Genomic DNA, 15,156 nt, shown 5'->3' on the forward strand with positions numbered 1-15,156 from the left:
TTGCCGAAAGCACAAATGTGGATATCGGGCATCTAATCTATGGGTTTCCATCCCCCAAAGAAGAAAAAAAGGAACGAACAAACATTATATTTTTGACTATCCTTTCATTGGTATTCTGTATTTCCACTCCATTGCTGGAAATGTTTTTTCAAAATTGGGCTCATTTCAATCATGATACAATCCCAAAATTTCTTTATTCCACTTTAGTGATCCCCTTTTTTTCCTTAATAATCGGATATACCATTATATCTGTCACAAAATTTTTTCTTGGCCATAAGTCTTTCCATAGCAGGTTTATTCATAAATTACACCTGGTCATAGGGTTTCTTTTGCTTGCTTATTTTATTTTTATCGCACCCCCAGCTTTTTATCTCCTCAAAGACACTATAGGTCTTTTTTTGGCAAGAAGACAGGGTATTGGTTTTTCTTCTGCTTCAACAAACGGTCTTATGTCCATCTGGTTTACAACCTTTATAAAAGTAACATCCTATTCACTTAAAACGCCTCACATATTTATTGTTTTAGGTGCTGCCCTCAGTCTAACAAAAACAAAGAAAGATATTTCAAATAATAATAAGTAAACATAAAACCCCCAATCCTAAAATTAGGCTTGGGGGTTTCCACGAACTTATTTCTCTTTTAAAATTTTATCCGCTACATACATACCGTTGGCCGCCGCCTGAGATAAGGAACGGGTAAAGCCTGCACCATCACCGATGGCATAGAATCCGGGACAATTATCTATCTGGAATTCCGTACATTTTGGTCTTGCAGAATAATATTTACACTCAATACCATAGAGTAATGTATCGCAATTTGCCGTACCCGGGGCAATTTTATCTAACGCATGGAGCGTTTCAATAATATTATCTAACTGGCGTTTGGGCATACAAAGGCTCAAATCCCCCGCTACTGCATGTAAAGTAGGTCTGGTGGTAGACTTTCTAATACGGCTTTCATCGGAACGTCTGCCGATCTCCAAATCTCCCAAACGCTGTACCATAACGCCACCACCGCAAATCAGATTTGCCAAGCTGGCAACATATCTTGCGTATTCAATGGGCTTTTTAAATGGCTCTGTAAAACGAATGGTAGAGAGCAGGGCAAAGTTGGAGTTTTCTGTCTTTCTTTCCTGTTCACGGTAAGAATGCCCGTTGACAGTCAAAACACCGCCTGTATTTTCCGTTACAACGTGGCCTCTTTCATTAAAGCAGAACATTCTGGTTGTATCCCCGTATTGTTTGGAACGATACCAAATCTTGGGCTCATAGATTTTTTTGCTGAAATGATCCCAAATCATCGCCGGTAATTCCACTCTTACGCCGATATCCACTTGATTATTTTTCAATGGAATATTGTTATTTTCGCACCAATCGGAGAAGAAACGGCTCCCCACACGTCCTACGGCAAAAATGATTTTCTCAGCAGAAATCACGTCTTTTTCCCCTCTATGAACCAATTGGATTTCTTTGGTATCTTTATTCACATCCGTTGCTTCCGTATCCACGGCGATATCCACTTTGTTTTCCAAATATTCAATCAGCTTACGCATGGTATCAAAGTTGCTGTCTGTTCCCAAATGCTTTAGCTGTGCTTGACTCATATGCAAATCATACTGTAAACACAAGCGTTTTAAATCATCATTGGGCATAAAACGGTCTGTAGTGGCACCGAATTTCACCAAAACCTCATCGGCTTGCTCGATATAATGAATGACTGTTTGAGGCTCTAAAAAATCTGTTAACCAACCGCCGTATTCTGTGGAAATGACATACTTTCCATCGGAGAATGCGCCGGCTCCTGCCATACCTTCCATAATTGCACAAGAAGAACACCTAATGCATTTGTCCACTTTACCTGTCACAATAGGGCAATGGCGCTGCTGAATAGCATGGCCTTTTTCCATAATCAGCACTTTTATCTCGGGATTATTTTCGATCAGCCGATATGCTGTCATAATCCCGCCGATCCCACCGCCAATAATCGCTACATCATAATGCTTTTTCAAATTCATAGAAGCACCTCCTAATGTGGCATTCAAAAATGCCGATTTTAATTATTCACAATATTACTTTTTTTTGCATAATTATTCTTTGCGCACAGAAAAAGAGCGAAACTTGTCTATACTTGTGTAAGAAAAGTTTCGCTTTACTTACGTCTTATTTTAACGTATTTCTTCCTCCAAGTCAAGAACTTCTTTTATTTTCCAGAAAAAACACTTTTTGATCTTCGTATAATCATTCACAAAAAGAATGTATGTCTTTACAGTATGGACAGGCGTTTTCTTTGCTTTTAATCGCAAGAAAATGGGGATTTTTATCCAACTATCACCCTGAAATTTTCATAAAAAAGCAGCTGTCCCTTTCACCGGACAACTGCTTTAAATTTTTGAACGGCTATCTTCTACCATGAAAAAAGATAACCTATCTTTTCCACGTTGCATCTCACCCGCTCATTTTTCATCTAACTTTAGCAATTGCAAATCACTTAATTTGCTGTGCAATCACTTCTTTTGCCTTTTCTAAGGCTTCCCCAATCTTTCCAGGGTTTTTGCCACCAGCTTGTGCCATGTTGGGGCGACCACCGCCACCACCGCCGCAAACAGCTGCAGCAGCTTTTACAATATTACCTGCATGGGCACCTTTTGCAACCACATCATCCGTTGCCATTACCATAAGGTTTACTTTTCCCTCTGCGCCGCCTGCCAAAACAACAATGCCACTGCCCAGCTTATTCTTCAGCTGATCCCCTAAAGTACGCATGCCATTGGCATCCAAATCTTTTACTTCTGCCGCCAGCACAGCAACGCCATTCATTTCCACTTTACTGTTTATAATGTCCTCAGCGGCACCACCTGCCATTTTGGCTTTCAGCTTGTCCAATTCCTTTGTCAATTCCTTCTGCTCTGCCATTAATTGCTCTACACGGGCTACCAACTTGTCCGGTGAAGCCTTTACCAAACGGCAAATTCCCTTTATTTCATCTTCTTGTGCCTGATAATGCTTCAAGGCTTCCCCGCCTGTTACCGCTTCAATACGGCGCACCCCTGCCGCAACACCATTTTCTGAAAGAATCTTAAAGGAACCCGCCTGGGCTGTATTTTGCAGATGGGCACCGCCACAAAGCTCTATGCTATAGCCACCCATATCTACCACACGAACAACATCACCATATTTTTCACCAAACAACGCCATAGCACCCTTGTTTCTTGCTTCGTCAATGCTCATCTCTGCTGTTTCAATCACATAGCTTGCAAAAATAGAATCATTCACTATTTTTTCAACAGTTTTTAATTCTTCATCAGTCATTGCTGTAAAATGGGTAAAGTCAAAGCGTAAACGCTCAGGACTTACATAAGAGCCTGCCTGCTCTACATGGGTACCCAAAACCGTTCGTAATGCCTTTTGCAACAAATGAGTGGTGCTATGATTTCTTGAAGTTGCCATACGTCTTTCCCAGTCTACTGTGGCAACTGCCTTTTCATCAACAGAGAGCGTGCCTTCTGTCACCTGTCCCACATGGGCAATTTTTCCGCCGATTACCTTAATACAATCCGTTACGTTCACGGTACCTTTTTCTGTCTTAATAATACCGCAATCACCAACCTGACCGCCGCTTTCTGCATAGAAAGGCGTGTTATCAAGGAAAACGGAAACAGTGTCCCCCTTTTGTGCCATTCCTGCAATTTCATTATTCGCAACCAATGCTATAATTTTAGCATCCCCTACCTCTTTTATATCATAGCCGGCAAACTTTGTTTGCAAATCAACGGGCAGTTCATGATAAACCGTTTCCGCCGCACCCATATAAGTGGATTTCCCTCTTGCCGCCCTTGCTCTTTCCTTTTGCTGCTTCATTTCTGCGGCAAACGCTTCTTCATCCACGTTCATACCTGCCTCTTCCAGGATTTCCTTTGTCAAATCAATGGGGAAACCATAGGTATCATACAGACGGAAAGATTTTTCACCGCTCATCGTTGTCTGACCAGCTTCTTTCATCTCCCCCATGTCTGACTTCAGGATTGCCATACCATTATCAATGGTTTTATAGAAGCTGTTTTCTTCAATGGAAAGGATTTTAAAAATATACTCCTGCTTATCCACCAATTCAGGATACGCATCTCCACTGCAAGCAATAACAGACTTAGACAGTTCTGCCAAAAACTCCCCTTCAATGCCTAAAAGTTTTCCGTGGCGTGCCGCACGACGAAGCAAACGACGAAGTACGTAGCCTCTACCTTCGTTGGAAGGCAGAACACCATCGGCAGTCATCATGGTTACAGAACGAATATGGTCTGTAATCACACGTACAGAAACATCGATTTTGGCAATTTTACCGTATTCCACCTTTGCTTTTTGGCAAATTGCATCACGGATGGATTTTATCGTATCCACGTCAAAAATAGAATCTACGCCCTGCAAAATGGTGGCCATACGCTCCAAGCCCATGCCGGTATCCACGTTTTTCTGATCCAACTCTGTATAGGTACCATCCGGTTCTGCATTAAACTGGGTGAGTACCAAATTCCAGAATTCCATATAACGATCACAATCACAGCCCACACCACATTCAGGGCTGCCGCAGCTGTATTTTTCCCCTCTATCATAGTAAATTTCCGTACAGGGGCCGCAAGGACCTGTTCCATGTTCCCAGAAGTTATCCGCCTTACCCAATTTTTTAATGCGATCACGGGGTACTCCTACCACGTTATGCCAAATATCACCGGATTCATCATCTTCTTCATAGATTGTTACATACAGCTTGTCCTCAGGAATTTCCAAAACCTTGGTTACAAATTCCCAAGACCAAGGAATGATCTCATTTTTAAAATAATCCCCAAAGGAAAAATCCCCAAGCATTTCAAAAAAAGTGCCGTGACGTGCTGTTTTACCTACATTTTCAATATCACCTGTACGAATACATTTTTGACAGGTCGTAACCCTTTTGCTGGGAGGAACTTCCTGCCCTGTAAAATATGCCTTCATCGGCGCCATACCCGAATTAATCAGCAGTAAGCTTTTATCGTTATGGGGAACCAGGGAAAAACTTTGCAAACGCAAATGTTCCTTGCTTTCAAAAAAGGAAAGAAAAGCCTCTCTTACTTCATTTACACCCATGTATTTCATCGTATTTCCTCCTCAATCATATTTCATCTTTCATCTCTTAAGTATTGCCATTTTGTGAAAAAAAAAGCCCCCGATCACAAAGGATCAGGGACGAATAAACCGTGGTACCACCCTGCTTACGGTTTGAAAACCGTCGCTTTTATGCCGTTAACGCCGACTTACGCTGCAACATACTAAATTTCCGCCACAGAGCTGTGAAAATCCAAAAAGACTGCTTCTTTAACGGGCTCCCGGAAGTCTCTCACCAATTGCTTCCTCTCTGCAAAGGCCTGCCGTTAAATACTCCTTCTTTTTATGGCTTTATAAGAATTTATTCAATTAAGAAGATTATAGTAACTCCCATTTCGTTTGTCAAGAGGAAGGAAAAGATAAGTTCTCGGGACACTGTCCCGAACCCTGCAATCCTTTAAAAAGGCTACCTAAACTTTTATCCTACCCCGCATATCTATGCGGGGTTCAGTGGGTCAAGGATGCAATGGCAGAGAAGTGCCATCTGTCCAAAGGACAGCTTTGCGTAGCAAAGTGCTGAGCTGATACCCTTGTAGGAGTTTGAGGACAACGCCCTCAAGGTCTTACCCTTATATTCTTGCATGAATTCCTTTCGACAATACATGACATTCTTAATCATTGGCTTTCAAAACATCAGGGAATTGAACTTATCAAAAAAATAAGATCAACAATTATTACAAACCCCGTATAATATGCGGGGTTTAAGATGGGTCAAGGGTGAAACCCTTGTGGGTGCTTGAGGGCGTTGCCCTCAAGGTCTTGCCCTTGTATTCTTGCATGAATTCTTTTCGACCATACATGACATCCGTAGTCATTGTCTTTTAAAACATAGGAACTAAATTTTTCAAAAAAATGAGATCAGCAATCGTTACAAAACCCGCATAAAATGCGGGTTAACATGGGTCAAGGGCGAAGCCCTTGTGGGTGCTTGAGGGCAACGCCCTCAAGGTTTTCCCCTTACTTATTCTCCATCTGCATTCTTTCTATGGTTTCCCCCATGCGTTTTAAGCCAACCTGTATTTTATCATCTTCCACACCACAAAAGCTGAGACGTACATGGCCACTGTCCTTGCCGCTGATTTCAAACTGACTTCCCGGGGTAAGAATCACATTCTTCTCCAACATGCGACTGCAAAAAGCCTCAGCTCCGATTCCCTTCGGCAATTGAATCCAAAGGCTAACGCCGCCGTTTGGCAAGGAAACGATTGCACTTCCCTCCAAATATTGCTTTGCAAAAGAAAGGGTTCGACGATATTTTTCCCCACCAAAACAGCGCATGGCTTTTGCATGTTCTTCCCATCCGTTCTCTCTAAAATACTGCTCCATGGCTTTTTGAATAAAGCTTGAAGTAGAAATATCCGACGTGTATTTCGCCTCCATTACTCCCTGAAGCACCTTTTTGGGCAAAACCATAAGTCCCATACGAAGCCCGGGCATTAAAATTTTTGAAAAACTTTTGATATATACCACCCTGTTTTTATAATCCAACGCTTTTAAAGAAACCGGCGTATCCTTATTATAATAGAAATCATAAAAATCATCTTCTTCTATGATATAGGTATCATATCGTTCAGCCAATTCCAATAGGCGACGCTTCTTTTCCAAAGAATAAGAAATTCCCGTAGGCGTCTGAAAATATGCCATCATATAAATAAAACGAGGATGGTATAACTTTAAATAGTCCTCCAGCACATCCATTTTCATGCCATCAGGTTCCATAGGAATTTCTACTAACTTCGCTCCTCTGGATAAAAACGCACCGGCAGCACCATAGAAAGTAGGGCTTTCCACAAAAACCACATCACCAAAGCGTATCATGGCCTTAGATATGACATCTATACCCTGCTGTGCACCGGAAATAATCTGTACACTATCCATTGTCGTTTTGATCCCATAGCCTTCTAAATAGCTGCAAAGCTGTTGGCGTAAAGGCTGATAGCCCATACTGTCCGTATAGCGAAACGCACCGCCTTTTTCTCGATCCAGCACCTCATCAAAGGCTTTTTTAAAGGCATCCACAGGAAAAAGCTCATGAGGCAGAGATGTATTTGCAAAATTAATCGCATTTTCAAAAGAATTTCCCGCCTCAAAGCCATGAAGGTTCCCCTTGGCAACGGGCTCCGGAATGGCTTCCACCGGCAAGGGAGACACAAAGGTTCCGCTCCCCTTTCTGGTATAGACCATTTGTTTACTTTCCAGATTTTTATACGCCGACACAACCGTAACATTATTTACACCATATTCTTCAGCCATTTTTCGTATCGGCGGCAATTTACTATCAGGGGGCAGGCACCCCTGGGTAATCAGTTTTGCCAGCCCATCGGCCAACTGCTGATATAAAGGCACCTGCCCCTCTTTATTTATTTTTATATGAAAAATTTTATCCGGCATAGAATCCCCCTTTTCAATCGTAGCATTTTCTGCCCGATGCTCCCGCAATACCCATACTTTCACGGTATTTGGCAACGGTTCTGCGGGAAATTTGAATTCCTTCCTCTTGCAATTTTTCCGTTAACTCCCTGTCGCTATAAGGTTTCTTTTTATTTTCACCATCAATCATCAAACGTATCTTCTGTTGAATGCTGTCAGCGGAAATGGTCCCTGTTTCCTCAGACGAAAGTGCCTTTGAGAAAAAGGCATTCAGAGGGAAAACCCCTCTGTTACACTGAAGATATTTGTCCCTTACCGCACGGCTTATCGTTGACTCATGTACTTGCATACACCCTGCAATATCCGCCATACGCAGAGGTTTCAGTTGCCCATCCGGGTGCAAAAAGAATTCTTTTTGATGGGTAACAATGCATTTTGCCGTTTCAAGTAAAGTTTCCTCTCTTTTTGAAATACATTGTATTGCCCACTCCGCCTGTTTTAGTTTCGTAGAAATATATTCTTTCGTTTCTTGAGAAGCGCCCTCCCGCAGCAGTTTTAAATAAGACTGGCTAACAAACAATTTGGGTGCGGCGGAACTATTCAAGGTTATAATCAATTCTCTTTCACGTATTTCCACAAAAAGATCCGGAACTATATATTCGACAGGCTTCTCGCTTATAAATCCTCGTCCCGGCTTTGGTTCACAACTACGAATCTCATCTAAGGCCGCCTTCGCCTGCTCAAAAGAAACCCTAAGCTGCTTTGCAACATGACTGATTCTATTCTTCGCCAAGTCCGGCAAATATTTTTCTACCATAATAATAGCAAGAGGGGATGGATTTTTTTGTTTTAATTGTATCAGCAAGCACTCCTCTAGGCTTCTTGCCCCTACTCCCGGGGGATCCAAAGATTGAAGGATGCTCAAAGAATTTGCACTGCATTTTCCTTTTATATGAAACCTTTCTTCTGCCGCTTCTAAGGCGCCTTGTTCCAAATAACCGCTTTCTTCGGTGCTTTGGGCTAAAAACCGCAAAACACGCTTTATGCCTTCGTCCACCTTTAATATATTGATTTGGAACAAAAGATATTCACGTAAGCTCTCCCGTTCTCTCTTTCCAATACAATCTTTTCTGTCAGTTTCATCTTCCTGCTCCACCCGATACATGCTGCGGTTTTGCTCATCGGCCTCTTCCAGCCATTCAAGCTTACGCAGAAGCTTATCGTCTTTCTCCGGCTGCTCTACAGAGATATCCTGCCATTCCAAGAGGGGATTCTCCTGCACCAGATCATGAATATATTCAGAAAGTATAATTGCATTCATTTGCAGAATTTCAACAGATTGCTGCATCCTTTGAGACAAAATCTGTTTCTGTGCTAATTGCAGGGACAAATCCACGGTTTCACCTTCTTTATTAATATTTTTAACAATAAGTTTCTCTTGTCTTTGGCACTTTTTTCATTTTATCACAGTTTACATTTAAAAAAAAGCTACAATTGTGCCATGTTTTATTGCTTTTCTCATTCAGAGTGTTCAACTTTTGTCAATTTGACTTAAAATCACTAGGGTTTTACCCCTTCATTTATGGTAATATATTATCATTTACATTTTTAGATAATAATAGTAAACTAAAGTAGGTCTTAATCCTTAGCATACAAATGATTGTATGCGCATTTCTAATCTATACATACTAAATTTATATTTTAGGTGAATAGAGCAACGAAACTTGTATCTTTTTTTTCACAAATCAATAAGGTTTTGCAGTTTTTTTCTCAAAAATGTTGTTAAAACTTCATTTTTGTATTAAAATACTGCTGTTGTATGTATAGTTTTATCATTTTATTTAAAGCTATTACTAATCATCTCATGGCGCTTCCCAAGCGCAAAAACACTTTGACAGAGGGGGATAATATGCAAGCTTTAACGTTCAAACGTGGAGTTCATCCGCCTGATGGAAAAGCTCTGTCCGCAGAGCAGCCTATACAGGTGGTACTCCCAAAGGAAAACTCTGAGTTATTCTACCCCATGAGCCAGCACATCGGCGCTCCTTGTGAGCCTCTGGTTGCTGTTGGTGATCATGTAAAGGTTGGTCAGAAAATCGCAGAGTCGCCCGCATTCATGTCTTCTCCGATTTTTGCCAGCGTATCCGGCGAAGTTGTGGACATCCGTCCTATGCTCGTTCCCGGTGGCGTAATGGTAAAATCCATCGTTGTGAAGAACGACGGTAAAATGGAAGAAATCGAAGGCCTGAACCAGGGTAAAGACTACACCACAATGACTAATGAAGAAATCCTTGCAGCAATTAAAGGTGCAGGCGTTGTTGGTCTGGGTGGTGCTGGTTTCCCTACACATGTAAAACTGAATCCGCCAAAGGATACACCTATTGATCATATCTTGATCAATGCGGCAGAATGTGAGCCATACCTCACATGTGACTACCGTTTGATGGTGGAAGAACCTGAGCGTATTGTAAAAGGTCTGCAGATTATGCTGAAATTGCATCCCAATGCAAAAGGCGTAATTGGCATCGAGATCAACAAGCCTAAAGCAATCGAAGCGATGACAAAGGCTTGCGAAGGCATTGACAATATCGTTGTTCAGCCCTTGGTTACAAAGTTCCCTCAGGGTTCTGAAAAACACTTGATCTATGCCATTACAAAAAGAGAAGTAAAATCCGGCGCTCTGCCCGCAAGTGCAGGCTGTATCGTTGACAACGTTGATACCGTTGTTGCAATTGAAAGAGCTATTTGCAAAGGCAGACCATTAATGAGAAGAGTTGTAACTGTTTCCGGTAAGGGTATCAAAAACCCCGGTAACTACAAAATCCGTACTGGTATGACACTACGTGATTTGGTAGATGCAATCGGCGGCTTCAATGAGGAAAACCCTCCTGTAAAACTGATTGCCGGCGGCCCCATGATGGGTCCTACACTCTATACACTGGATGTTGCATCTGTAAAAACAACTTCCGGTTTGCTTTGCTTCACAAAAGAAGAAGCATACATTCCCGAAGAAAGAAACTGTATTCGTTGCGGCAAGTGTGTTGACCACTGTCCTATGGGCTTGATGCCTTTCATGCTGAACTTCTTGGCATTAAAAGGTGACGGCGAAGCTTTCGTGGCACACCACGGCTTAGATTGTATCGAATGCGGTAGCTGCTCTTACGAGTGCCCAGCAAAACGTCAGTTAGCACAGTCCATTCGTGCCGTAAAGAAAATTGAAGCTGGTAAAAAAGCCGCTGCTGCAGCTGCTGCTAGAGCAAAAGCCGAAGCTGAAGCAAAAGCGAAAGCTGAAAAGAACTGAGAAGGGGGAGAATAAAACATGGCTAATTTTGTAGTATCCGGTACCCCTCACGTACGTTCTAAGGAATCTATCCAGAGCATCATGCGTGATGTAATCATTGCTTTGGTTCCTGCTTCCGTGATGGGCATTTACTATTTCGGTGTGAGAGCACTGATTTTGATGGTTGCTGCCATCGTTTCAGCTGTTTTCTTTGAATGGCTGTATGAAAAATTATTGAAAAAGCCCGTTACAATCAGCGACTTAAGTGCCGTTGTAACAGGTTTGCTCCTTGCAATGAATATGCCTGCATCCGCTCCTGTTTGGGTAGCGATTGTTGGTAGTGCATTTGCAATTATCTTTGCAAAACAGCTTTTCGGCGGTTTGGGTCAGAACTTCATTAACCCTGCCCTTGCCGGCAGAGCTTTCTTATTGGCATCCTACCCTACAGAAATGACATCCTGGACATCCGCAGGTAACTTCGGCGCAGATGCAGTTTCTGTTGCAACACCTTTGGCACAGTTAAAAGGCGGCGTTATGCCTGATGCCAGCTTTACAGATGTTTTAGTTGGTAATATCGGCGGCTGTATCGGTGAAACTTGTGCAATTGCTTTGATTATCGGTGGTATTTATTTGATTGCAAAGCATGTTATCAACTGGAAAGTTCCCGTAATCTACATTGCAACTGTTTTCGTGTTAACAGCGTTAATCGGAAGAGATGGTTTGCGTGTTCCTGTATATGAAATTTTTGCAGGCGGTTTGATGCTGGGTGCATTCTTCATGGCAACAGACTATGCTTCATCTCCAGTAACAGCAAAAGGACAGGTTATCTTTGCCCTTGGTTGTGGTTTGATTACAACATTAATCAGAATTTTCGGCGGCTACCCAGAAGGCGTATCCTACTCTATCCTGATTATGAACCTCGCTGTACCTTTGATTGAAAGATTCACAGAGCCTACAATCTTTGGCGCATTACCTAAAGTGAAGGAGGCGAAGAAGGCATGAATGCAAACGAAGTTATAAAACCCGCTGTGGTATTGCTGATTATCGCCGGTGTTGCTGCGGCCGCTTTAGGGGCAGTACAGTCGATTACAGCAGAACCTATTAAAATGCAGGAAGAACAGACAAGAGCAGCTTCTATGAAGGCAGTTATGCCCGATGCAAGTTCTTTCGAACAAATTGAAAATGTAGAATTATCCGGTTCCGTTACTGCAGTCTACAAAGCTGATAACGGCGGTTTTGTTATCACGGCAGCTCCCGGTGGTTTTAGTGGCGCAGTAGATACAATGGTTGGTATTGATGCCGATGGTATTATTACCGGTCTTCGTGTTACGAAACACTCCGAAACACCAGGCTTGGGTGCAAAATCCACCGATCCTTCCTTCTACGAACAGTTCGCAGGCATGTCCGGTGATCTGGCTGTAACAAAGGACGGCGGCGAAGTAGTTCCTATTACCAGTGCTACCATCACTTCCAGAGCTGTAACAAGCGGTGCAAATGATGCATTACAATGGTTTACTGCGAACGGAGGTGCTTACTAATGGCAAACCCATTAAAATTACTCAAAAACGGTATTATTGATGAAAACCCTACCTTTGTGCAGGTAATTGGTATGTGTCCTACACTGGCTGTAACAAGCTCCGCCATTAACGGTATCGGTATGGGTCTTTCCACTGCAGCAGTTTTGATTTGTGCAAACTTGTTCATTTCCCTGCTGAGAAAAGTAATTCCCGATAAAGTAAGAATTCCATGCTTTATCGTAGTTATTGCAACATTCGTAACTGTAATCGAATTCATGTTAAAGGCTTATTTGCCTGCACTTAACGCATCTTTGGGTCTTTATATCCCTCTGATTGTTGTTAACTGCTTGATCTTGGCAAGAGCAGAAGCATTTGCCTCCAAAAATGGTCCTATTTCCGCTATTTTCGATGGTATCGGTATGGGTCTTGGCTTTACAATCGCTTTGGGCGTTTTAGGCTTAGTGCGTGAATTTATCGGGGCAGGTACACTCTTTGATATTACAGTACTTCCCGCAGCATTCCCTAGAACATTATTGTTCGTTATGGCTCCCGGTGCTTTCTTTACATTGGGTTGCTTGATGGCTGCTTTAAACTATTTCAGAAACAAGAAAAAAGCTTAAGAAGGAGGGGAAATTAAATGAATTTAATCTTATTGATTTTAGCAGGGATTTTCGTAAACAACTATGTATTATCCCAGTTTTTAGGTATCTGCCCCTTCCTCGGTGTTTCTAGAAAAGTTGAAACAGCAGCAGGTATGGGTATGGCCGTTATCTTCGTTATGTCCTTGGCAGCAGCAGTAGCATGGCTCGTTTATGCCCTGATTTTGGTGCCTTTGCACATCACATACTTGTATAACATTGCGTTCATTTTGGTTATCGCATCTTTAGTACAGTTCGTAGAAATGTTCTTGAAGAAAGCTGCACCTGCTCTGTATCAGGCATTGGGTGTTTTCCTTCCTTTGATTACAACAAACTGTGCTGTATTGGGTGTTGCCGTTTTGAATATGCAAAAGGGCTACAACTTCATCGAAGCTGTTTTAAACGGCTTTGGTGGTGCAACAGGCTTTGCTTTGGCGATTGTTCTGTTTGCAGGTATCCGTGAAAGAATCGCAGACAATGATACACCGAAAGCCTTTGATGGATTCCCATTGGCTCTGCTTACAGCAGGTCTTATGTCCATTGCATTCTTAGGCTTCTCCGGCTTGATCAAACTTTAATGCAAGGAGGGTGACAAAAATGGACATATACAATATTATAAATCCGATTCTTAGTATCGGTGGTCTCGGTGTTGTTTTTGGCGCAGGCCTTGGCATCGCCGGTGAAGTTTTTAAAGTAGAAGAAGATCCTAAAATCGGTGAGATTTTAGAAGTTCTTCCCGGTGCAAACTGCGGTGGTTGCGGTTTCCCCGGTTGTGGCGGTCTTGCCGCTGCAATTGCTTCCGGAAATGCACCCGTAAACGGTTGTCCCGTTGGCGGTGCTGCAGTTGCTGAAAAAGTCGGTGCAATTATGGGTATTGAAGCTTCCGCTTCTGAACCCGTTGCCGCTTTCGTTAAGTGCGGTGGTACTTGCGAAAAAGCAAAAGAAAAATATGAATACTTCGGTATTGACGATTGTAATATGGCTGTTCAATTAGCTGGCGGCGGTGGCAAAAGCTGCTCCTACGGCTGTTTAGGCCTAGGAAGCTGTGTAAAAGCTTGTGCTTTCGATGCCATTCATATCGTTGATGGTATTGCAGTGGTGGATAAAGATAAATGTGTTGCATGTGGTAAATGTGTAGATGCATGCCCGAAACACCTTATTGAACTTCTACCTTCAAAGAAAAAAGTAAAAGTTCAATGTTCTTCCAAAGATATTGGCAAGAACGTAATGCAGGTTTGCTCCGTTGGCTGTATTGCATGTAAAATTTGCGAAAAAAATTGTCCTTTTGACGCGATTCATGTAATCGACAATTTAGCAGTCATTGACTATGATAAATGTAAATCTTGCGGCATCTGTGCAAATAAATGCCCTAAGAACGTTATCACAGGAAAAAGACCTACACCTCCCGCCCAGGCTGCTCCTAAAGCAGAAGCTCCTAAGGCAGAGGCACCAAAAGCTGAAGCTCCTGCAAAGGAAGAAGCAAAAAGCGAATAATTTAGTATTTTCAAGGGTGTTCCTTCTTAGAAGGGACACCCTTTTTTATGTGGAATATTAATTCTTTTAGAATAACAAAATAAGTAGTATTACATTTGTAGTATTTTGTCAATATTTCCTCTCACTCAATTACTGGAAATTATTGACAATATATATTTATATATATTATACTCAGAGCAGAAGAGGTAACTGTTTACCGAAGGCCTTCTGAAAGCTATGTGGTTCTTCTAAAATATTAAATTAGATTTTATATTGAAGGAGGAAACGTAGATGAAAAGATTTTTTTCTATTATTTTATCAGGGATATTCATTCTATCAACTGTAGCACCCACTTTTGCGAGTGAAACAACAAATAATATAGATATGGTAGAGAACATGGTTAATTGTGGAATGTCAAAGCTTGTAAATGAATCAACGGAAAAATCAGGTGTTGAAAATTACACCATTGAAACTGCCGGTGTTTTGGCAAATGTAAAAAAAGAACCCGTTTCCAATGGGGACTTATATACAGTCCATGAAGGAGAACTAACAAATGAAGTATTGATTACACCAAATGGGGAAATATATTTGGATGGAAATTTGGTAACGATTTCAACGACTTCCCAAGAAACACGGCTATCAGCCATTACTCCAAGATCTTATTATGAATATTGGGACTTTGATGAAGATACGCCTTTTGCACCGGGTCCTTACCGTTCAAATAAAAGAACAGAAAAAACTAC

The 15,156-nt window shown here is 41.9% G+C and carries 11 protein-coding genes and 1 other annotated feature; of the genes, 7 read left to right on the forward strand and 4 right to left on the reverse strand.

Features of this window, described 5'->3' with window-relative positions:
• Nucleotides 1-628 precede the first annotated feature (628 nt).
• The 4 genes from P9Q65_RS11830 to rpoN form a co-directional block, all read right to left on the reverse strand.
• Nucleotides 629-2,014, reverse strand: coding sequence for an NAD(P)/FAD-dependent oxidoreductase (locus P9Q65_RS11830; protein ID WP_304509632.1), 1,386 nt, complete (start codon nucleotides 2,012-2,014; stop codon nucleotides 629-631).
• Between the two features lie 469 nt (nucleotides 2,015-2,483).
• Nucleotides 2,484-5,126 carry an alanine--tRNA ligase gene (alaS, locus tag P9Q65_RS11835; protein ID WP_304509633.1) on the reverse strand — a complete coding sequence of 881 codons (2,643 nt, stop codon included), beginning with the start codon at nucleotides 5,124-5,126 and terminating at the stop codon, nucleotides 2,484-2,486.
• An 83-nt stretch (nucleotides 5,127-5,209) separates the two neighbouring features.
• Nucleotides 5,210-5,430 (reverse strand) — a binding site (T-box leader).
• A 662-nt stretch (nucleotides 5,431-6,092) separates the two neighbouring features.
• Nucleotides 6,093-7,526: a MocR-like pyridoxine biosynthesis transcription factor PdxR gene (gene pdxR, locus P9Q65_RS11840; RefSeq protein WP_304509634.1), complete on the reverse strand. Its 1,434-nt coding sequence runs from the start codon at nucleotides 7,524-7,526 to the stop codon at nucleotides 6,093-6,095.
• A 13-nt stretch (nucleotides 7,527-7,539) separates the two neighbouring features.
• Nucleotides 7,540-8,901, reverse strand: a complete 1,362-nt coding sequence (gene rpoN, locus P9Q65_RS11845; protein ID WP_304509635.1) for an RNA polymerase factor sigma-54 — start codon at nucleotides 8,899-8,901, stop codon at nucleotides 7,540-7,542.
• Nucleotides 8,902-9,414: 513 nt separating this feature from the next.
• On the opposite strand from rpoN, the gene rsxC reads away from it, so the two are divergent.
• From rsxC to P9Q65_RS11880, 7 genes are all read left to right on the forward strand, one after another.
• A complete protein-coding gene (gene rsxC, locus P9Q65_RS11850; RefSeq protein WP_304509636.1) occupies nucleotides 9,415-10,806 on the forward strand; it encodes an electron transport complex subunit RsxC in 1,392 nt (463 codons plus the stop codon).
• An 18-nt stretch (nucleotides 10,807-10,824) separates the two neighbouring features.
• Nucleotides 10,825-11,787 carry an RnfABCDGE type electron transport complex subunit D gene (locus tag P9Q65_RS11855; RefSeq protein WP_304509637.1) on the forward strand — a complete coding sequence of 321 codons (963 nt, stop codon included), beginning with the start codon at nucleotides 10,825-10,827 and terminating at the stop codon, nucleotides 11,785-11,787.
• A complete protein-coding gene (locus tag P9Q65_RS11860) occupies nucleotides 11,784-12,323 on the forward strand; it encodes an RnfABCDGE type electron transport complex subunit G (RefSeq protein WP_304509638.1) in 540 nt (179 codons plus the stop codon). The genes P9Q65_RS11855 and P9Q65_RS11860 overlap by 4 nt, the downstream gene beginning before the upstream one ends.
• On the forward strand, nucleotides 12,323-12,922 hold the full coding sequence (rsxE, locus tag P9Q65_RS11865; protein ID WP_304509639.1) for an electron transport complex subunit RsxE: 600 nt from the start codon (nucleotides 12,323-12,325) through the stop codon (nucleotides 12,920-12,922). Before P9Q65_RS11860 ends, rsxE begins: the two co-directional genes overlap by 1 nt.
• 17 nt (nucleotides 12,923-12,939) lie before the next feature.
• Nucleotides 12,940-13,518, forward strand: a complete 579-nt coding sequence (rsxA, locus tag P9Q65_RS11870; RefSeq protein WP_304509640.1) for an electron transport complex subunit RsxA — start codon at nucleotides 12,940-12,942, stop codon at nucleotides 13,516-13,518.
• Between the two features lie 19 nt (nucleotides 13,519-13,537).
• Nucleotides 13,538-14,434 (forward strand): RnfABCDGE type electron transport complex subunit B, encoded by an 897-nt coding sequence (locus P9Q65_RS11875; protein WP_304509641.1) that lies wholly within the window; start codon nucleotides 13,538-13,540, stop codon nucleotides 14,432-14,434.
• Nucleotides 14,435-14,704: 270 nt separating this feature from the next.
• A partial coding sequence (locus P9Q65_RS11880; RefSeq protein WP_304509642.1) for a hypothetical protein occupies nucleotides 14,705-15,156 on the forward strand: 452 nt, incomplete at its 3' end.

The sequence above is a fragment of the Anaerotignum sp. genome, assembly GCF_030625865.1.
Classification (GTDB): domain Bacteria; phylum Bacillota; class Clostridia; order Lachnospirales; family Anaerotignaceae; genus Chakrabartyella.

Excerpts from the sequence above, each read along its gene's own strand:
- pdxR (WP_304509634.1), bottom strand. The coding sequence starts at position 7,526 with ATGCCGGATAAAATTTTTCATATAAAAATAAATAAAGAGGGGCAGGTG.
- rsxE (WP_304509639.1), top strand. The coding sequence starts at position 12,323 with ATGGCAAACCCATTAAAATTACTCAAAAACGGTATTATTGATGAAAAC.
- P9Q65_RS11830 (WP_304509632.1), bottom strand. The coding sequence starts at position 2,014 with ATGAATTTGAAAAAGCATTATGATGTAGCGATTATTGGCGGTGGGATC.
- rsxA (WP_304509640.1), top strand. The coding sequence starts at position 12,940 with ATGAATTTAATCTTATTGATTTTAGCAGGGATTTTCGTAAACAACTAT.
- rsxC (WP_304509636.1), top strand. The coding sequence starts at position 9,415 with ATGCAAGCTTTAACGTTCAAACGTGGAGTTCATCCGCCTGATGGAAAA.
- P9Q65_RS11875 (WP_304509641.1), top strand. The coding sequence starts at position 13,538 with ATGGACATATACAATATTATAAATCCGATTCTTAGTATCGGTGGTCTC.
- P9Q65_RS11860 (WP_304509638.1), top strand. The coding sequence starts at position 11,784 with ATGAATGCAAACGAAGTTATAAAACCCGCTGTGGTATTGCTGATTATC.
- alaS (WP_304509633.1), bottom strand. The coding sequence starts at position 5,126 with ATGAAATACATGGGTGTAAATGAAGTAAGAGAGGCTTTTCTTTCCTTT.
- P9Q65_RS11855 (WP_304509637.1), top strand. The coding sequence starts at position 10,825 with ATGGCTAATTTTGTAGTATCCGGTACCCCTCACGTACGTTCTAAGGAA.